This is a genomic window from Paenibacillus amylolyticus (genome assembly GCF_050990605.1).
In the GTDB taxonomy this organism is placed as follows: domain Bacteria; phylum Bacillota; class Bacilli; order Paenibacillales; family Paenibacillaceae; genus Paenibacillus; species Paenibacillus amylolyticus_H.
In genome coordinates this window covers 4,336,929-4,354,407 of the sequence record NZ_CP158832.1, presented here as the reverse complement: position 1 = coordinate 4,354,407, position 17,479 = coordinate 4,336,929, and the positions used below count along the sequence as shown (strand labels likewise).

The following is a 17,479-nucleotide window of genomic DNA, read 5'->3' as shown; positions in this document are numbered from 1 at the left end:
GGTAGGGTGACATAAATGAGCGGTGAAATTTACGAACATTTTAGCCATGATGAGCGGGACTTCGTAGACAAGGCTTCGGATTGGGTTGAGCGGGCAGGCAAGTATCATGACATGAAGCTAACTGACTTCCTTGATCCGAGACAGGTTTTTATCTTACAGACTCTCGCCAATCGCCGGAATGACGTTCAGATTCGTCTGGATGGTGGTTACGAGGCTGCTGAACGCAAGCGTGCGCTGGTTGCGCCTGATTATATGTATCTGGATGATGAAGATATGGGAATGCAGGTGCTCAGTATCACGTCTGATGATCAGAAAATCTCGGAGCTGGAGCATGGGGACTATATGGGTTCCCTGCTTGGGCTTGGGATGAAACGTGGAAAGATCGGGGATATCCAAGTGCTGGAGGACGGTTGCCATACAGTGGTGGCGGCGGAAACCGGCGCTTTTTTATCGCTTCAACTGAATCAGGTGCATCGGTTACATGTGTTCACAGAGTTACTTTCTTTGGATCAGATGCGATGGTCAGAGAGTAGACTGGAGACGATGGATATTACGGTCGCTTCTCTTCGTTTGGATGGAATCTGTGCAGATGTGTATCGGCTTAGTCGCAGTAAAGTGCTGGTGCCGATCAAAGCTGGTCGCTGCCGAGTGAACTGGAAGGTTGAGGAAGATCCCTCCAAATCGCTAAAAGCGGGTGATGTCGTATCCATTCAGGGATTTGGCCGTTTCAAGGTTATGGAACAGGATGGGATGACCAAAAAAGGGCGCTGCCGAGTGAAAATCGGCAAATTTGCCTGAGTCTGTTGCAGGAAAATCCGCTTTCTTGTCGAAATGTTTATCATAAAGGTGTAGAAAATACGCGGTGTATCCGATATACATTAAGTCAAAGATTTATGCTGCAAACCTTCTCTGGACGGGAAGGAACTTTAACAGGAGGTGGACAGCATGCCATTAACGCCGCTGGACATACACAACAAGGAATTTTCCCGACGTTTGCGCGGGTATGACGAGGATGAAGTCAATGAATTCCTGGATCAAGTCATCAAAGATTACGAAGGCGTCATTCGCGAGAACAAAGAGCTGAGCAATCAGTTGCTGTCCGTTCAGGAAAAGCTGGATCATTTTGCTACGATTGAAGAAACGCTCAGCAAAACGATCATCATTGCGCAGGAAGCTGCTGATGATGTGAAGAATAATGCGAAAAAAGAAGCGCAGTTGATCGTGAAGGAAGCGGAGAAAAATGCAGACCGGATCGTGAACGAATCGTTGGGCAAATCACGTAAGATTGCTTTGGAAGTGGAAGAATTGAAAAAGCAGGCATCGATCTATCGTGCTCGTTTCCGCACGCTTGTTGAAGCACAGCTTGAACTGTTGACTCAGGATGGTTGGGAAGTGCTGGAGAGCCGGGAGCAGGAAGTGCGTGACCGTGAGCGGGAGATGAAAGAAATTTATTAGTCTTTCGCCTGGTTGACTTTTGTCTGCAAAGAGGCTATAACTATATTCATAATGAATAGTGATTCCATGACGGGTTCAGTACGTTATGATCTCATCCCTCAGAGAGTTGGTGGTTGGTGCAAACCAATGGATGAGTTATAGCCGAATATCTCCCCGGAGAAGTGACGCTGAAGCGGTGATTGTGATTGCCGTGTGTAAGCCGAACCGTAAGCCGTACGTTATAACGGCACCCTGCAGTAGTACAGCGGGGCTTAAGCGCTGTTGATGACAGAGTATACCCAGGCTTGCTTGGATGTGGTTTGTGATGAACAGAATTAGGGTGGTAACGCGAGTATAGTCTCGTCCCTTTCCAGGGATGGGGCTTTTTTGTGTCCAAAAAAGGCGAACGCCCATGAGGCCCGAAGGGACCACAAGGAGAGAGCCCACCCGCCGGGAAAGCGAAGCGCCCGGCACCGGGTTTTGCTAAGGCGAGCGCCCATGAGGTCCGCAGGGACCTCAAGGAGAGAGCCCACTCGCCGGGAAAGCGAAGCGCCCGGCACCGGGTTTTGCTAAGGCGAACGCCCATGAGGCCCACAGGGACCTCAAGGAGAGAGCCGCCCGCCGGGAGAGCGAAGCGCCCGGCACCGGGTTTTGCTAAGGCGAACGCCCATGAGGTCCGCAGGGACCTCAAGGAGAGAGCCCACTCGCCGGGAAAGCGAAGCGCCCGGCAACCGGGGGTTCGCCAAGGCGAACGCCCATGAGGCCCGAAGGTGCCTCAAGGAGAGAGCCACTCGCCGGGGGAGCGAAGCACCCGGCACCACCCGCCTCGCGGTAAGGCCATGCGGCGTTCACGCAGGGAACAGCCGCAAAATGGCCGCCACCACGCACATAAACCCCCGCCCACAAGCGGCGCAACGTTCCCCCATCGACAACCCATCCCGGGTGTCCAGAGGGCGGAGCGCCTATGGGGTCCCCCTTGGCAAGGGGGATTTAGGGGGATTGAAACGCTTTTTGTGGACGGTCCACAATTTAACCAAAGAAAGGGAAGATAATCCTCATGCAACGAGTTGACGTCAAAGAGAAAGCACGTGCCAGAGAATTACGCGTGTTAGATAAATGGAAAACGGAGAACACATTCAAAAGATCCATCGCAAACCGGGAGGGCAAGCCAAACTTCGTATTTTATGAAGGGCCGCCTACAGCGAACGGTAAGCCGCATATCGGTCACGTACTGGGACGCGTAATCAAGGATTTCGTTGGACGGTATAATACGATGAAGGGTTACCGTGTTGTTCGTAAAGCAGGTTGGGATACACATGGTCTGCCTGTAGAGTTGGGTGTACAGAAAAAGCTTGGCATCTCCCACAAATGGGAAATCGAAGATTACGGCGTGGAAAAATTCATTAATGAATGTAAAGCGAGCGTATTCGAGTACGAGCAACAATGGCGTGACCTGACAGAAGGTATCGGATATTGGACGGATATGGATAATCCATATATCACGCTTGATAACAATTACATCGAGAGTGTATGGAACATCCTGGCGACCATTCATGAGAAAGGACTGTTGTATCGGGGTCACCGTGTGAGCCCGTATTGTCCATCTTGTCAGACAACACTGAGTTCCCATGAAGTTGCACAAGGGTACAAAGACGTCAAAGATCTGAGCGCTACAGCGAAATTCAAACTGAATGACAGCGGAGAATTTGTACTGGCTTGGACGACAACACCTTGGACACTGCCTTCACACGTCGCACTTGCCGTGAATCCGGATATGGACTACTCCCGTGTTCGTCAAGGGGATGAAGTGTACATCATGGCAACCAATCTGGTGGAAAAAGTGATGAAAGATACCAAAGGTGAGTATGAGATCATCGGTGCACTGAAAGGTGCTGACCTGGTTGGCAAAACGTATGATCCTCCGTTCAACTACGTACAGGCTGAGAAAGCCAACATCATTCTGGGCGCAGGCTTTGTAACGGATGCAAGTGGTACGGGTATCGTACACATGGCTCCTGCCCATGGTGAAGATGACTACCGTGTATGCCGTGAGAATGGAATCAGCTTTGTGAACATGGTGGACCTTGAAGGCAAGTTTGTCGCTGAAGTTACTGATTTTGCCAGACGTTTTGTGAAGGATTGTGATATTGATATCGTGCGATATCTGTCTGAGAATGGACGGTTGTTCAGCAAAGAAAAATATGAGCACAGCTATCCATTCTGCTGGCGTTGTGATACACCACTATTGTACTATGCAATGGACAGTTGGTTTATCCAGACGACAGCCATCAAGGACCAATTGATTGCCAACAACAGTGAAGTGGATTGGTATCCGGGTCACGTTCGTGAAGGTCGCTTCGGCAAATTCCTCGAGGATCTGGTGGATTGGAACATCAGCCGTGATCGCTATTGGGGAACTCCGTTGAACATCTGGGTATGCGAGGAGACTGGCGAACAATTTGCTCCACACAGCATTGCAGAATTGCGTGCTCGTGCGGTAGGTGATGTGCCTGAAAATCTTGAATTGCATAAACCGTATGTGGATGACGTTAAAGTCATGAGTTCTTGTGGCAAATATGAAATGAAACGTACACCGGAAGTGATCGATGTCTGGTTCGACAGCGGCTCCATGCCGTTTGCCCAGCAGCACTATCCATTTGAAAATAAAGAAGTATTCGAACAGCAGTATCCTGCTGATATGATCTGTGAGGGGATCGACCAGACACGTGGCTGGTTCTACAGCTTGCTGGCGGTTTCCACCCTTTTGACAGGTAAAGCGCCTTACAAAGCGGTTATGGCTACAGGACACGTTCTGGATGAAAACGGGCAAAAGATGTCCAAATCCAAAGGGAACGTTATCGATCCTTGGGAAGTGATTGAAGAATACGGTACAGATGCTTTCCGCTGGGCTTTGTTGTCTGACAGTGCACCGTGGAACAGCAAACGTTTCTCCAAAGGCATCGTAGGCGAAGCGAAATCCAAAATGGTGGATACACTGGTCAACACCCATGCATTCCTGACGCTTTACGCGACCATTGATGGATTTGATCCACAGGAGCACCCGTTCCAATTGTCCGCACATAAGCTGGATCGCTGGATTCTGTCAAGACTGAACAGCCTGATCCTGGTTGTAGAAAAAGCGTTGCTGGTTAACGACTATCTCAACTCTTCCAAAGCAATTGAAGCATTTGTCGATGAGTTGAGTAACTGGTATATCCGTCGTTCCCGTGACCGGTTCTGGGGAAGTGGCCTGACAGAGGATAAACTGGACGCTTACCGCACATTGACTGAGGTATTGGTAACTACCGCGAAACTGGTTGCTCCGTTTACACCGATGCTTGCAGAGGATATCTATCTGAATCTTGCCACAGGCGAGAGTGTGCACATGGAAGACTATCCGGTAGCTAATGAAGCGCTGATTGATGCAGCACTGGAACAGGATATGGAGACGGCTCGCCGCGTGGTTGAACTTGCCCGTAACGTTCGTAACGAAACAGGCATCAAGACACGTCAGCCGCTGTCCGAATTGATCGTTTCCCTGGATAAAGGCTTTGACCTGGCAAGTTATGAAGAGATCATCAAGGAAGAGATCAATGTAAAAGGAATCCGTACGGAGCATAATGATGCGGAATTCGTTGACTTTACATTGAAGCTGAACCTGAAAGTTGCAGGTAAGAAATACGGTAAAAACGTAGGGTTCCTGCAAAACTTCTTCAAGGGAATGCCGGCCGATGAGACGCGTAAAGTGGTTTCGGAGGGTGTGCTGAACATCGTTTCTCCGGAAGGCGAAGAGCTGCAAGTAACGAGCGAAGAATTACTGGTTGATAAACAGGCCAAATCAGGTTTTGCTTCAGCATCTGGTTACGGTCTGACGGTTGCGCTCAATACTGAAATCACAGCAGCCTTGGAACAGGAAGGCTGGGTTCGTGAAGTGGTTCGTGCTGTGCAGGATACCCGGAAACGACTGGACTTGCCGATTGAGAAAAGAGTACGTTTGACACTGGATGTGGATACATCCCTACAGGAAGCTATTCAGGCGTTTGATGATGTGTTGCGTGAGAATGTTCTCGTAACCGAAGTGACATTTGGCTCGAATGAGTCCATGGAACGTGTTGAAGCTGGAGGCAAATCGATCGGTATCTTCATCGAAGCATAATTCGGAGCATTTCCATTCAACAGGGACAGAATATAGAGCATAAACAAAACGAGCCGCAGAGGCAGGGACATTTTCCCTGGTTCCGGGCTCGTTTGTTTTTTAGGCAAAAAGGAAATGATTCTATAGTGCAGTCAATCTATATTGATCAAAGGAACTGACCAAAACATGAGCGAACATGATAAGCAAACCGCATCCACTCAACAATTAACATCAGATCATCTGAATTCGCATGACAAAATTGAAGAGCTGCATACCCTGACGAACCGACTGGCGAATGAGCTGGAACGTTCACGCATTGCGCAATACACAGAATTGCTGAACAGGCCATGGAAGCTGATTGGACTTAACCTGTTGTCTGGAGCCGCACGAGGTGTGGGGATCGCGATTGGGTTTACCTTTTTTGCAGCAACGATCATTTACGTTTTACAGCTCCTTGGGGCGCTCAATCTTCCCATTGTTGGAGACTACATCGCTGATATTGTGCGCATTGTCCAGCGTCAGCTTGATATGAACACTTACTAAGCGATTAGCAATTAAAGGTGAAAGATATCAAAGTGCATTTAGTACAAGTCATCCGTCTCCATATCCGGTTCTAACAGACCATCGCCTTCACGATTCTGCAGGTACTGTCGATATTGTCGGTTACGCACGATGGATACGTCATGACCGTAGATATCTGTTGCAACAAAGCTTTCGTACGCTTCAACGCAGCCTTCCACTTCATCTGTAGCTTCAATAGCCATAACGTCATAGCTGTCAATATCACGTCCTTCAGCCATGGCTGGTGAATTCGATGTGCCCCAGCTCTCAACGATCTGCCAGGCATCCTCGCCATCGAAGCCATTTTGGTCATCACGTTCGTCCAGACTTGTTCGACCAAAGGCCGGGGCGAGGAACTCTTCTTCTACAGGACGGTTTTCCGAGACCACCGTTTCCGGTTGATGTTTTTTGCAATATTTGGTGTAGGGCACAGCCTCCATACGTTCATAAGGGATGGGCTGCTGGCAAACTGCACATATCCCATAATGTCCTTCTTCGATGGAGTGCAGTGCAGAATCGATTCGCTCCAATTGGAATTCATCATGTTCCAGCAGGGAAATATCTTTCTCGCGTTCATACACTTCCGTGGCTATGTCGCCAGGGTGGTTATCAATTGGTGATAATTCACCTGTCTGTAGTTTAAGGGAGTCTCCAAGACCATAATGCTCGTTTTCCGACAGTCTATGTTCAATATCGCGTTTATCGGACATCAGTTGGGATCGTAAAAATTGCAGCTGTTCGGTAGTAAAATGTGACATGATTTTCCCCTTTCTGCTCTCATGCTGGAATCCGGATTTTGACTCTATTGTAGGATGTGCCATTAAGGGCAAGATTACAGAAGGGAAATGTTATCGTTTTTGCCATAAGCATTGGGATGTAGCGCGTCGTGGACGATTTCCAAACAGCTGTGCTACAATAAACAAGTCTGGCGTAAGCCTGGTATCGTTTGGAAAAGACAAGAACGGAGTGACAAACAAACGTGGTGTATTATATCCTCGCTTTTATCGTATTTTTATTGGATCAGGGAACCAAGTATCTGATTGCAACCCGGATGGAACTCAGAGAAGAAATTCCGGTTATCGGCAATTTCTTTATCATCACATCACATCGTAACTCAGGAGCAGCATTCGGCATTCTGCAAGACCAGCGTTGGTTCTTTATCGTGGTTACGTTGATTGTGGTCGTTGCCTTGATTTGGTATTTGCAAAAGGTAAAAGATACCCCGCACAAATTGCTGCCTGTGGCGCTTAGTTTAGTGCTGGGGGGAGCGATCGGCAACTTCCTTGACCGGGCTTTGACCGGAGAAGTTGTGGATTTTGTACAGCTTAACTTTGGAAGTTACACGTTTCCCATTTTCAACATCGCCGACTCGGCAATCTGTATCGGTGTAGCGTTGATCATTGTGGAGACGCTGCTTGAAGGACGGCGCGAAAAAGCAGCCGCGAAGATTGAAGGGAATGAACATCATGAGTAATCCGAATGAGGAACAGATCAACGACGAAGAACTAATGAATGGCAATGAACGTATGGAATGGACCGTTGCCGCTGAACATAAGAAGGAACGAATTGATAAATATATTACGGAAGCTGTGGACAACGTATCTCGCTCCCAAGTTCAATTGTGGATTGGAGACGGAATGGTTACGGTAAATGGTGCTGTAGTCAAAGCCAATGCCAAGTTATCCGAAGGTGATCTGATTGAACTACAGATTCCTGAACCAACTTCCGTTGAGATCGTTGCCGAAGATATTCCGCTGGAAGTGGTATATGAAGACAGCGACCTGATTGTGATTAACAAACAGCGTGGCCTTGTGGTGCATCCAGCACCAGGACATACGTCGGGTACCCTCGTTAATGCACTCATGTATCATTGCAAAGACCTTTCGGGTATTAATGGCGAGTTGCGCCCTGGCATTGTGCATCGTATCGATAAGGATACTTCCGGCCTGATTATGGCTGCCAAGAACGATCGCGCACACGCATCACTGGCTGCTCAGTTGAAGGACCATACGGTGAACAGACGGTATATTGCACTCGTTCATGGTCATCTTAACCATGATCAAGGTACTATTGATGCACCGATTGGACGAGATACCAATGACCGCAAAATGTATACAGTCACGGAACGTAACAGTAAACATGCCGTTACACATTTTACCGTTACAGAGCGGATTAATGATTACACCTTGCTGGAATTGAAACTGGAGACAGGACGTACTCACCAGATTCGGGTTCACATGAAATTTATTGGTCACCCGCTCGTGGGAGATCCAACTTATGGAAGGAATAAAGGCATCAAAATGCAAGGGCAGGCTCTTCATGCTGCCATTCTTGGATTTGTGCATCCAACAACGGGGGAATACCTTGAATTTTCAGCTCCGCTTCCTCAGGATATGGAAGACGTTCTTGCCTCCCTTCGCAGTCGTTAACCGTTCCAAGAAAGTACAAATGTTCGGATACTTTGTCCATGGCTTTGATCACGCAAATGCTTCATATTAAAGTGTAGAAATTTGCGTCAAATGAGGAGATGAACAACGTTATGAGTATCGATAAATACCAAGAAACTTACATTCAGACTAATTTTGCCGACCGTATCGGTGGCTCCAACTATGGTAAAGACACGAACATTTATAAATTCGAGAAAATCAAACGCGCCAAAGCTTCGGCCAAAAAAGATTTTCCCGATGTGGAACTGATTGACCTCGGTGTAGGTGAACCGGACGAAATGGCGGATGCAGGTATTGTAGCTGCACTTGCAGAAGAAGCTTCCAGACCTGAGAACCGTGGTTATGCCGACAATGGTATTCCTGAATTCAAAGCTGCTGCTGCTGCTTACCTGAAAAACGTATTTAACGTAGAAGGTATCGATGCAGATACTGAAATCGTGCACTCCATTGGTTCCAAACCGGCTTTGGCGATGATGCCTTCATGCTTCATCAATCCGGGTGATGTGACCATCATGACCGTTCCAGGTTACCCGGTTATGGGTACGCACACAAAATATCTGGGTGGAGAAGTGTTCAACATTCAATTGACGAAAGAGAACAACTTCCTGCCTGATCTGACGGCTATTCCGGAAGACATCGCAAAACGTGCGAAGTTGCTCTACCTGAACTACCCGAACAACCCAACAGGCGCAAGTGCAACGGTGGAGTTCTTCACTGAAGTCGTTGAGTGGGCTAAGAAATACAACGTAGTGGTTGTCCATGATGCTCCATACGCAGCATTGACGTATGATGGCAAAAAACCGTTCAGCTTCCTGTCGGTACCTGGAGCGAAGGATGTCGGCGTAGAGCTGCACTCTCTATCCAAGTCCTACAACATGACGGGTTGGAGAATCGGATTCGTAGCGGGGAACCCGCTTGTAGTCAAAGCATTCAGCGACGTGAAGGACAACAATGACTCCGGTCAGTTCATCGCGATTCAAAAGGCTGCTGCTTATGGATTGAATCACCCAGAAATTACGGAGAAAATTGCAGAGAAATATTCCCGTCGTCACGACATGCTCGTTGCCGCATTGAACGAACTGGGCTTCCAGGCTGAAAAACCTAAAGGTTCATTCTTCCTGTATGTGGAAGCACCAAAAGGTGTGGTTGGCGGACGTCGCTTTGAATCCGGCGAAGATTTCTCCCAATTCCTGATCCGTGAGAAACTGATCTCATCCGTACCTTGGGATGATGCTGGTAACTTTGTTCGTTTCTCCGTTACCTTTGAAGCGAAGGGTGAAGAGGAAGAGAAACGCGTTATTGCTGAGATCAAACGTCGCCTGAGCGATGTACAATTCGAATTTTAATTTATCGTATCTGTAGATTAAACATATCAAAACGAAGAGACCGGTAACGGTCTCTTTTTTATGCCCATATTAGATTTTTTTTGATTTACTCCCTTTACAAAATTATACAAGCAACATATGATTAGATCTTTACGTTATTTGTTTTATACAGAAGTTGTTTTTGAAGGGAGTTATTACAATTGTTATCATCACGAACAAGTACGGTGTCCTCACCTGCTACAGGAACAGGCAGTATAGTGTCAGGATTAATCAGATTGTTAAGGCCCAAACAGTGGACTAAAAATCTGCTGTTATTTGCTGCGTTACTATTTTCGTTTGAGGAGATCCGGCCTGAAACCATTCTTGCGACGTTGCTTGGTTTTATTCTATTTAGCCTTGTTGCAGGCTGTGTTTATATTTTGAATGACTTTGTAGACCGGGACAGGGATCGACAGCATCCGATGAAAAAGTATCGTCCCATTGCTTCTGGGCAGGTGAATCCGAGTCATGCTTTGTTGTTTGGCATTATTCTATTAATCCTTTCCGTAGGAACGGCCTTCATGATGAACCCGCTATTTGGGGTATTATGTATCGTCTATTTCCTGTTGAATGTATCGTATTCATTTGTGCTGAAACATCTTGTTATTCTGGATATGATGACCATTGCAGCCGGGTTTGTACTTCGTGCCATTGCAGGGGGTGTGCTGATCCATGTGCAGTTCACACCGTGGTTTTTGATCTGTACCATGCTGTTGTCTTTGTTTTTGGCCATTGGCAAACGCAGAAATGAACTTACGTTGCTTGAGGGAAATACGGGATCACACCGTAAGGTTCTGGATAACTACTCCATTACGTTGCTTGATCAATTCAATACGATTGTGACGACAGCTACGATTATCAGCTACTCTCTATTCACATTCACTTCAGATCGGACCATTCACCTGATGTGGACCATTCCGTTGGTCATTTACGGTATGTTCCGTTACCTGTATCTGATCCACATGAAGAACCAGGGCGGCTCGCCCGATCGTGTACTGTTTGAGGACAAGCCCATATTAATTACGGTAATTTTGTATGTCATAAGTGTTGTTACCATTTTTACTATCTTTGAATAAAGGCTGAGGGGGATCAGGGTGAAAAGCACGAAAGTCGCAATTTTTGATATTGATAAAACGATTATACGCAGTGATTCCATGTTTCAATTTGTGCATTACGGTGTTCGCCGTTACCCGTGGCAGGTATGGAGATTGCCCGTTATTGCATTACATACGGTTTTATTCAAAGCGGGATTCATGACTGTTGAACAAGTCAAACGATCCTACTTTCAAGAAATTGAGCGTATGTCTGAAAAAGATCTCGAACATTTTTTTGATACCCGATTGCGTACGTCCATATTTGCCGAGGCCAGTGTAGAGATGCAGCATCGTAAAGAAGCAGGCTATCATGTCTTACTGGTAACTGCATCTCCGCATGCCTATATGAAATACTTTAAAAACTTTCCCTGGGTGGATCATGTCATTGGAACTGAACTTGTCCGTCATGCGAATGGTTACACATGCAGAATTGATGGCAGCAATTGCAAAGGAGAAGAGAAGGTACGCCGAATTCAGGCTTATCTGAATGAGAAGAATATGGTCATTGACTATGACCAGTCATGTTCCTACTCGGACTCCTTATCCGACCTTCCGGTCATGCAGCTTGTGAGTCAACGATACTTTATTAACAAGCGTGTTCCGGACATGGAGGCATTAACGTGGGGGAAATAAAATCACGACATACCGGTAAATGGTTGATGCTCGTTTCCGCTTTTCTGACAGCAACGGGTCAATTGTTCTGGAAATGGGGACTAACCGAGTGGATTTACCTGGGTGTTGGTTTTCTGTGTTATGGACTTGGAGCGATTTTGATGATTAAAGCTTTTGCTCTGGAAAAACTCTCTGTTGCGTATCCGTTGATGTGTGCCAGCTACGTATTTGCCTTAATCTATGGATATTTTTTGCTCGGGGAAGAAATTACGGTGCAGAAGCTGGCAGCAGTTGTGCTGCTTGGAATCGGGGTGACATTAACCAGTGTTGATCGATAGCTGGATGGTTGCCGTATTAATTGTCATGACGTTGTGTGGTGCACTGGGCGGGGCCGGGTTGAAAGCTTATGCGACTAGTCGCAATCGTCTGCATGTGCTCATGGGACTTGGATTCTACGGAGCGGGTGCGTTGCTGAATATTGTATTGTTGAAGTTTCTTCCATTAACCGTAGTGTTACCTGCGAACGCATTAACATACGTGTGGACTCTCATCATAGCGCGGCTGGTATTTAAAGAGACAGTGGGCTCTTTACGCTGGATCGGTGTGGCATGTATTATGGGTGGCCTATGTTTATTGGTGTTCTAATTTGAACTAATGATTATTTACACGAGCACTACGATGACAGAATAACCTTCCAATCGCTGTTATCCCCAGATTTTTTGATTCCTTTTCTTAAGGGGAAATCCGGTGATAAAGGCGAACGCTCCGCTTTTTCAGGTCTTTTCTGTCCTCTCCGTTTTTGTATAAATGATTAGTTCAAATTATATAGTTTCTTTATAAAAATTATTGGATGTGAAATGATAGCATGAAATTTTTGGACTACTTATTTTATAATCGAAGAGCTAACTGGACAGCCTTTTACCTGTTTGCAGGATTTGCTCTGTTCTATGGTTTAATGAATGGCTCGTATGTTCTGTACATTGAAAATAATGCAGAGATGCTTGGGACATATAGCCCATTTAATACGACGCTGTTTCCAATCAATTTATTCAACTTTGATCCTTCAATGTATTATGGGGACAACAGTTCTTCCGTTATTCATCCGCTGATTTCCTTTCTCGCAGTCACCCTTGCGGCTGTAGCGAAGCTACTGGGAGGCAACTGGTTCTTTCTAATCCTGCAATCGCTGGTGAATGCAGGTTCGGTGGTGCTGGCGTATCTCTTTCTCAGTCAAAAAGAAGATAAACCGACCATCGTACCTTTGCTGTTCGCCTTACTGTTTGGATTCAGTTCATATCTGATGTATACCGCGTTGATCCCGGACTCGTATCCTTATGTACAGTTCGTGATTCTGTTCTCCGTGGTTTACATGCAGTATACGCGTGAGCGGCAGGACGTACGATATATACCCAATGCATTGCTTGCCTCGATTAACTTTGGACTAACCTCGACCAATATCGTACCGTTTGCTGGTGCCACTTTCTTCAATATGCATGCATGGCGCAATAAGGCGAATTTGAAAAAATACATCGGCATCATGGCACTAGCGGTTCTGATTATTATCGTATTAACAGGCGTTCAATATGTTGCATTTGGAGGTCGCAGCTGGGTTAGTAACTGGTTATTGGGCATTCAAAATGGTGGAACAAGCTATGCAACACCATTCCAGTTCGCTGTTCATTGGAAAGCATTGAACATGTTAACCATTAATCCGATGCTGACACCGAAGATGCATTTACTGGACCCGGGCATGGCGGCCTTTGTTACGGATCTATCCCGTTCCAATCCAATCGTTGTGCAGATGACAGGTATCTTTATTTTACTACTGGCATTCATGGGCTTCATTAAAGGCATTCGTGAACGTGAAGTATGGACCCTTGTGCCATACATTTTGTTTGCCTTTTTGCTTCATGTAGTCGTGGGCTTTGGTCTGGCTGTATTTCAATATGATATGTATCTGTATGCGGGGCACTATCTGTTTGCGTTCTTCCTGTTGGGTGGAGGTTTCGTCATCCGTATTCGTCCAGGCTTGGGCAAAAATGCACTAATCGTTCTTCTTATGTTATCGGTGCTTATTACGGCCGGTAATAATATATATCGTCATATCGAGGCCTTATCCACGATTAAGCAGTCCTATGAACAACTGGAGCAGGATCGTATGGTCCTCCAAGATTCAGACTCAGTCCATTAAAAGTATTCTTAACCCTTTACCGCATCGTTGGATGCAGGTAGAGGGTTATTTTGGTTATATCAAATTTCTCATTTGCCTATGGATAAATATGCAGAAATGTTGTATAATTATGAATAACCAATGACATGTATTGTGCATGGATGTTTTTCAGCCTAACTGCTGATTCTAAGAAGAACGTAGCAGAGGATTTTCACCTGCGATGGTGAGGTGTTGACAGGGGGGTGTCTTTCTGTCATAATTCATGAAGACAAACGGACATATTGATTATAGAACCCTGTGAGGTCCTGCAATATGAACGACATGAATAGCACCTTTAAATCAGTCCCGTGAGACTGGCAAGGTAACGTGAACGATACATCGTTTTTTGCTGCGGCAAATGAAGCGATGCATCCCCGAGAGTAAACTTTCTTCAGAGCGGTCTGAAGTTCGGAGACTCCTTGCCAATAAACACGGCAAGGAGTCTTTTTTGTTCTCCTCGTCACGGGGCCATGATGCTGAAGGGAAATCCTGAGGAGGCTGAACGCATGAGCACAGAGACACATGTCATTATGGATGAGACGGCGATCCGCCGCGCACTAACACGGATTGCCCATGAGATATTGGAGAAAAACAAAGGAATCGACGATTGTGTGTTGGTCGGTATCCGTACACGCGGGGTTTACCTGGCAGAACGGATTGCCGCCAAGATTGAAGAAATCGAGGGCGCCAAAGTCCCCTGGGGAGAACTGGATGTGACTCCTTACCGCGATGACCGCTTGGACGAAAATAAAGCGAATCGCAAGGAAATGTTGATTATGACACCTGAATCACTTTCGATCCATAACAAAAAAGTGATTTTGTTCGATGATGTGCTCTATACCGGACGGACGATTCGCGCAGCGATGGATGCCCTGATGGACTGTGGAAGACCGCAGAACATTCAGCTGGCTGTACTCGCAGACCGCGGACACCGGGAACTTCCGATTCGACCTGATTTTATCGGCAAGAATGTACCGACTTCCAAATCAGAGGAGATCGAAGTTGCACTCATGGAAACGGACGGACAGGACGAAGTCAAGATCACTCAGAACCGGGGGGAGCAAGCATGATGATTACACAGACAGCATTGAGAGACCGAAGCTTGCTTGGACTGAAGGAACTTAGTCGAGGAGAAATCGAGTCCATTCTGAACAGAGCGGCTCACTGGGAAGCGCAGAAAGAGAAACTGGTTCCTGTACTGGAATCACGCTTCGTTGCGAACATGTTCTTCGAGAACAGCACTCGTACCCGATTCTCCTTCGAAATGGCAGAGAAGCGCCTGGGAGCACAAGTGCTGAACTTTACGGCAGCTGCATCCAGTGTGGAAAAAGGAGAGTCCATCTACGATACGGTGCGAACACTTGAGTCGATGGGCATTGATGCAGGCGTGATCCGGTTGAAACCGGCAGGCGTTCTGCAACAACTGGCTCAGAAAGTGAGTGTACCACTCGTGAACGCCGGAGACGGCAATAATGAGCATCCCACACAGGCGTTGCTGGATCTCTACACGATGAGGAAAGCGTTTGGCGAACTCAAAGGCTTGCGTGTTTCCATCATTGGTGACATCCTGCATAGCCGTGTAGCTCGTTCCAACCTGTGGGCACTGCAAAAGTTTGGTGCAGATGTACGCTTCTGTGCTCCGCAAACGATGCAGGCACCGGAACTCGCAGAGCATGCTCCTTATGTCGGTCTTGAAGAAGCGCTGGATGCAGATGTAGTCATGATGCTCCGCGTTCAACTGGAACGTCATCAACATGGCTTAATTACTTCAGCTGAGGATTATCGCGAACACTACGGATTGACGGAAGAACGGGCATCACGCCTAAAACCAAGCACTATCATCATGCACCCTGCTCCTGTGAATCGCAACGTCGAGGTAGATGACGCGGTTGTGGAAAGTGAAGCATCGCGGATCTTCCCGCAGATGGCAAACGGCGTTCCGATCCGCATGGCGGTTATGGAACGTGCGATGAAACTGTAACAGGGTCTGGCTGTGGGTCATAGGCTGACGGTACGGTAGTTCTTATAGAGCAATAAGAGAGTACACGATAAAGAAATCATCCGGCTTGCCTGGTAAGCCGGACAGAACCGAAGCGGAGGGCAATTATGCTACAGATTATAAAAAACGCGAACGTCTTGAACCAAAAAGGGGAACTTGAACGGAAAACCATCATTATAGATGAAGGTAAAATTAAAAAGATCGCTGGTCTGGAAGACCAAGCCGTACTGGATGCCGAAAAATCAGCGCAGAGTGTAACAGACGCATCAGGCAAACTGGTCATTCCTGGATTGATCGATATGCACGTACATCTGCGTGAACCTGGATTCGAACACAAAGAGACGATCGAGACAGGTGCCCGTTCAGCAGCACAAGGTGGTTTTACAACAATAGCTTGCATGCCGAACACAAGACCAGTAACAGACACAGCGGAAGTTGTAAAACTGGTATTGGATAAAGCCAAAGAAGCTGATCTGGTTAAAGTGTTGCCTTACGCAGCCATTACGAAAAACGAACTGGGTCGTGAACTCACCGATTTTGCCGCATTAAAAGAAGCAGGCGCTATTGGATTCACGGATGACGGTGTAGGCGTACAAAACGCTCAGATGATGAAGGATGCCATGAGCCTCGCGGCAAGCATGGATATGCCAGTGATCGCTCACTGTGAAGATGATTCACTGGTTGTTGGTGGATATGTGACGGAAGGCGAGTTTTCGAAGCGTCACGGCATCAAAGGCATTCCAAATGAATCCGAGGCCATCCACGTAGGTCGTGATATCCTGCTTGCAGAAGCAACCGGAGTTCATTACCACGTCTGCCATGTAAGTACAGAGCAATCGGTTCGCCTGATTCGTCTGGCGAAGTCCATCGGTATCAAAGTAACTGCTGAGGTATGTCCGCACCATCTGGTGTTGTCGGATGAAGATATCCCGGGCATGGATGCCAACTGGAAAATGAACCCGCCGCTACGCTCACCACGCGATGTGCAGGCGTGCATCGAAGGTTTGCTGGACGGCACGCTGGATATGATCGTAACTGATCACGCGCCACACAGTGAAGAAGAGAAGGCCAAAGGCATGGAGCTTGCACCGTTCGGAATCGTAGGATTCGAAACAGCCTTCCCGCTGCTGTACACGAAGTTTGTGGAAACAGGACTGTGGAGCTTGGACTTTCTGGTGAAACGCATGACAGCTGATCCGGCACGTGTATTCCGACTGGATACAGGCAAACTGGAAGAGGGAGCCCCAGCGGATATCACGATGATTGACCTGAACGAGGAAAAAGCAGTTGATCCTGCAACGTTTGCAACCAAAGGAAGAAACACCCCATTCACAGGCTGGAAGCTGAAAGGCTGGGCCACACAAACATGGGTGGATGGCAAAAGCGTATGGAGCAACACTGTACAACAATAAAACGGTAATTTAGTAAATTGATAAATTAGTAACTCTATATCTTCAACTCTTTAAAACAGTAACAGTAATTCTTAACTCTTTAATCAACAAGTCTTTATAACTCTAAATTTACAACTTCTACACAGTAACATCTTTTCAACTAACTCGAGGCAAATCATGCCGAGAGTCTAACATACGAAACAAAGCAAAGTTGAATAATGCTTTTGAACATG

At 46.9% G+C, this 17,479-nt stretch carries 16 protein-coding genes and 1 other annotated feature; of the genes, 15 read left to right on the top strand and 1 reads right to left on the bottom strand.

What is annotated here, in order from left to right:
* Positions 1 to 15 precede the first annotated feature (15 nt).
* The 4 genes from ABTV53_RS19410 to ABTV53_RS19395 all read left to right on the top strand — a co-directional run bounded on the left by ABTV53_RS19410 (position 16) and on the right by ABTV53_RS19395 (position 6,112).
* Positions 16 to 798, top strand: a complete 783-nt coding sequence (locus ABTV53_RS19410; protein WP_433745427.1) for an RNA-binding protein — start codon at positions 16 to 18, stop codon at positions 796 to 798.
* A 147-nt stretch (positions 799 to 945) separates the two neighbouring features.
* Positions 946 to 1,455 carry a DivIVA domain-containing protein gene (locus ABTV53_RS19405; protein ID WP_062835445.1) on the top strand — a complete coding sequence of 170 codons (510 nt, stop codon included), beginning with the start codon at positions 946 to 948 and terminating at the stop codon, positions 1,453 to 1,455.
* 57 nt (positions 1,456 to 1,512) lie between these two features.
* Positions 1,513 to 1,805, top strand: a binding site (T-box leader).
* A gap of 686 nt (positions 1,806 to 2,491) precedes the next feature.
* On the top strand, positions 2,492 to 5,590 hold the full coding sequence (gene ileS / locus ABTV53_RS19400) for an isoleucine--tRNA ligase (protein WP_433745425.1): 3,099 nt from the start codon (positions 2,492 to 2,494) through the stop codon (positions 5,588 to 5,590).
* Positions 5,591 to 5,755: 165 nt separating this feature from the next.
* Entirely contained in the window at positions 5,756 to 6,112 is a 357-nt protein-coding gene (locus ABTV53_RS19395) for a DUF5665 domain-containing protein (protein ID WP_433745422.1), read from the top strand.
* A 38-nt stretch (positions 6,113 to 6,150) separates the two neighbouring features.
* Here ABTV53_RS19395 and ABTV53_RS19390 read toward each other — a convergent pair whose 3' ends face one another.
* Positions 6,151 to 6,888 carry a TraR/DksA C4-type zinc finger protein gene (locus ABTV53_RS19390; protein WP_433745419.1) on the bottom strand — a complete coding sequence of 246 codons (738 nt, stop codon included), beginning with the start codon at positions 6,886 to 6,888 and terminating at the stop codon, positions 6,151 to 6,153.
* Between the two features lie 221 nt (positions 6,889 to 7,109).
* Between ABTV53_RS19390 and lspA the strand changes: the two genes are divergently transcribed.
* The 11 genes from lspA to ABTV53_RS19335 all read left to right on the top strand — a co-directional run bounded on the left by lspA (position 7,110) and on the right by ABTV53_RS19335 (position 17,267).
* Positions 7,110 to 7,604 (top strand): signal peptidase II, encoded by a 495-nt coding sequence (gene lspA / locus ABTV53_RS19385; protein WP_433745417.1) that lies wholly within the window; start codon positions 7,110 to 7,112, stop codon positions 7,602 to 7,604.
* Positions 7,597 to 8,559, top strand: a complete 963-nt coding sequence (locus ABTV53_RS19380) for an RluA family pseudouridine synthase (RefSeq protein WP_433745415.1) — start codon at positions 7,597 to 7,599, stop codon at positions 8,557 to 8,559. The genes lspA and ABTV53_RS19380 overlap by 8 nt, the downstream gene beginning before the upstream one ends.
* 110 nt (positions 8,560 to 8,669) lie before the next feature.
* Positions 8,670 to 9,923 carry an LL-diaminopimelate aminotransferase gene (locus ABTV53_RS19375; RefSeq protein WP_433745413.1) on the top strand — a complete coding sequence of 418 codons (1,254 nt, stop codon included), beginning with the start codon at positions 8,670 to 8,672 and terminating at the stop codon, positions 9,921 to 9,923.
* Positions 9,924 to 10,102: 179 nt separating this feature from the next.
* Entirely contained in the window at positions 10,103 to 11,017 is a 915-nt protein-coding gene (locus ABTV53_RS19370; RefSeq protein WP_433745410.1) for a decaprenyl-phosphate phosphoribosyltransferase, read from the top strand.
* Positions 11,018 to 11,035: 18 nt separating this feature from the next.
* The gene (locus ABTV53_RS19365; protein WP_433745407.1) at positions 11,036 to 11,668 is read left to right on the top strand and encodes an HAD family hydrolase; all 633 of its coding nucleotides are present in this window, start codon (positions 11,036 to 11,038) and stop codon (positions 11,666 to 11,668) included.
* Between the two features lie 26 nt (positions 11,669 to 11,694).
* Positions 11,695 to 11,985: an EamA family transporter gene (locus ABTV53_RS19360; protein ID WP_197997836.1), complete on the top strand. Its 291-nt coding sequence runs from the start codon at positions 11,695 to 11,697 to the stop codon at positions 11,983 to 11,985.
* Positions 11,972 to 12,292, top strand: coding sequence for an EamA family transporter (locus ABTV53_RS19355; protein WP_433745404.1), 321 nt, complete (start codon positions 11,972 to 11,974; stop codon positions 12,290 to 12,292). The genes ABTV53_RS19360 and ABTV53_RS19355 overlap by 14 nt, the downstream gene beginning before the upstream one ends.
* 220 nt (positions 12,293 to 12,512) lie before the next feature.
* Positions 12,513 to 13,838, top strand: a complete 1,326-nt coding sequence (locus tag ABTV53_RS19350; protein WP_433745402.1) for a DUF6080 domain-containing protein — start codon at positions 12,513 to 12,515, stop codon at positions 13,836 to 13,838.
* Between the two features lie 524 nt (positions 13,839 to 14,362).
* A complete protein-coding gene (gene pyrR / locus ABTV53_RS19345; protein WP_017687330.1) occupies positions 14,363 to 14,926 on the top strand; it encodes a bifunctional pyr operon transcriptional regulator/uracil phosphoribosyltransferase PyrR in 564 nt (187 codons plus the stop codon).
* Positions 14,926 to 15,837: an aspartate carbamoyltransferase catalytic subunit gene (locus ABTV53_RS19340; protein ID WP_433754284.1), complete on the top strand. Its 912-nt coding sequence runs from the start codon at positions 14,926 to 14,928 to the stop codon at positions 15,835 to 15,837. Before pyrR ends, ABTV53_RS19340 begins: the two co-directional genes overlap by 1 nt.
* A 125-nt stretch (positions 15,838 to 15,962) precedes the next feature.
* On the top strand, positions 15,963 to 17,267 hold the full coding sequence (locus ABTV53_RS19335) for a dihydroorotase (RefSeq protein ID WP_289389866.1): 1,305 nt from the start codon (positions 15,963 to 15,965) through the stop codon (positions 17,265 to 17,267).
* Positions 17,268 to 17,479: the final 212 nt, after the last annotated feature.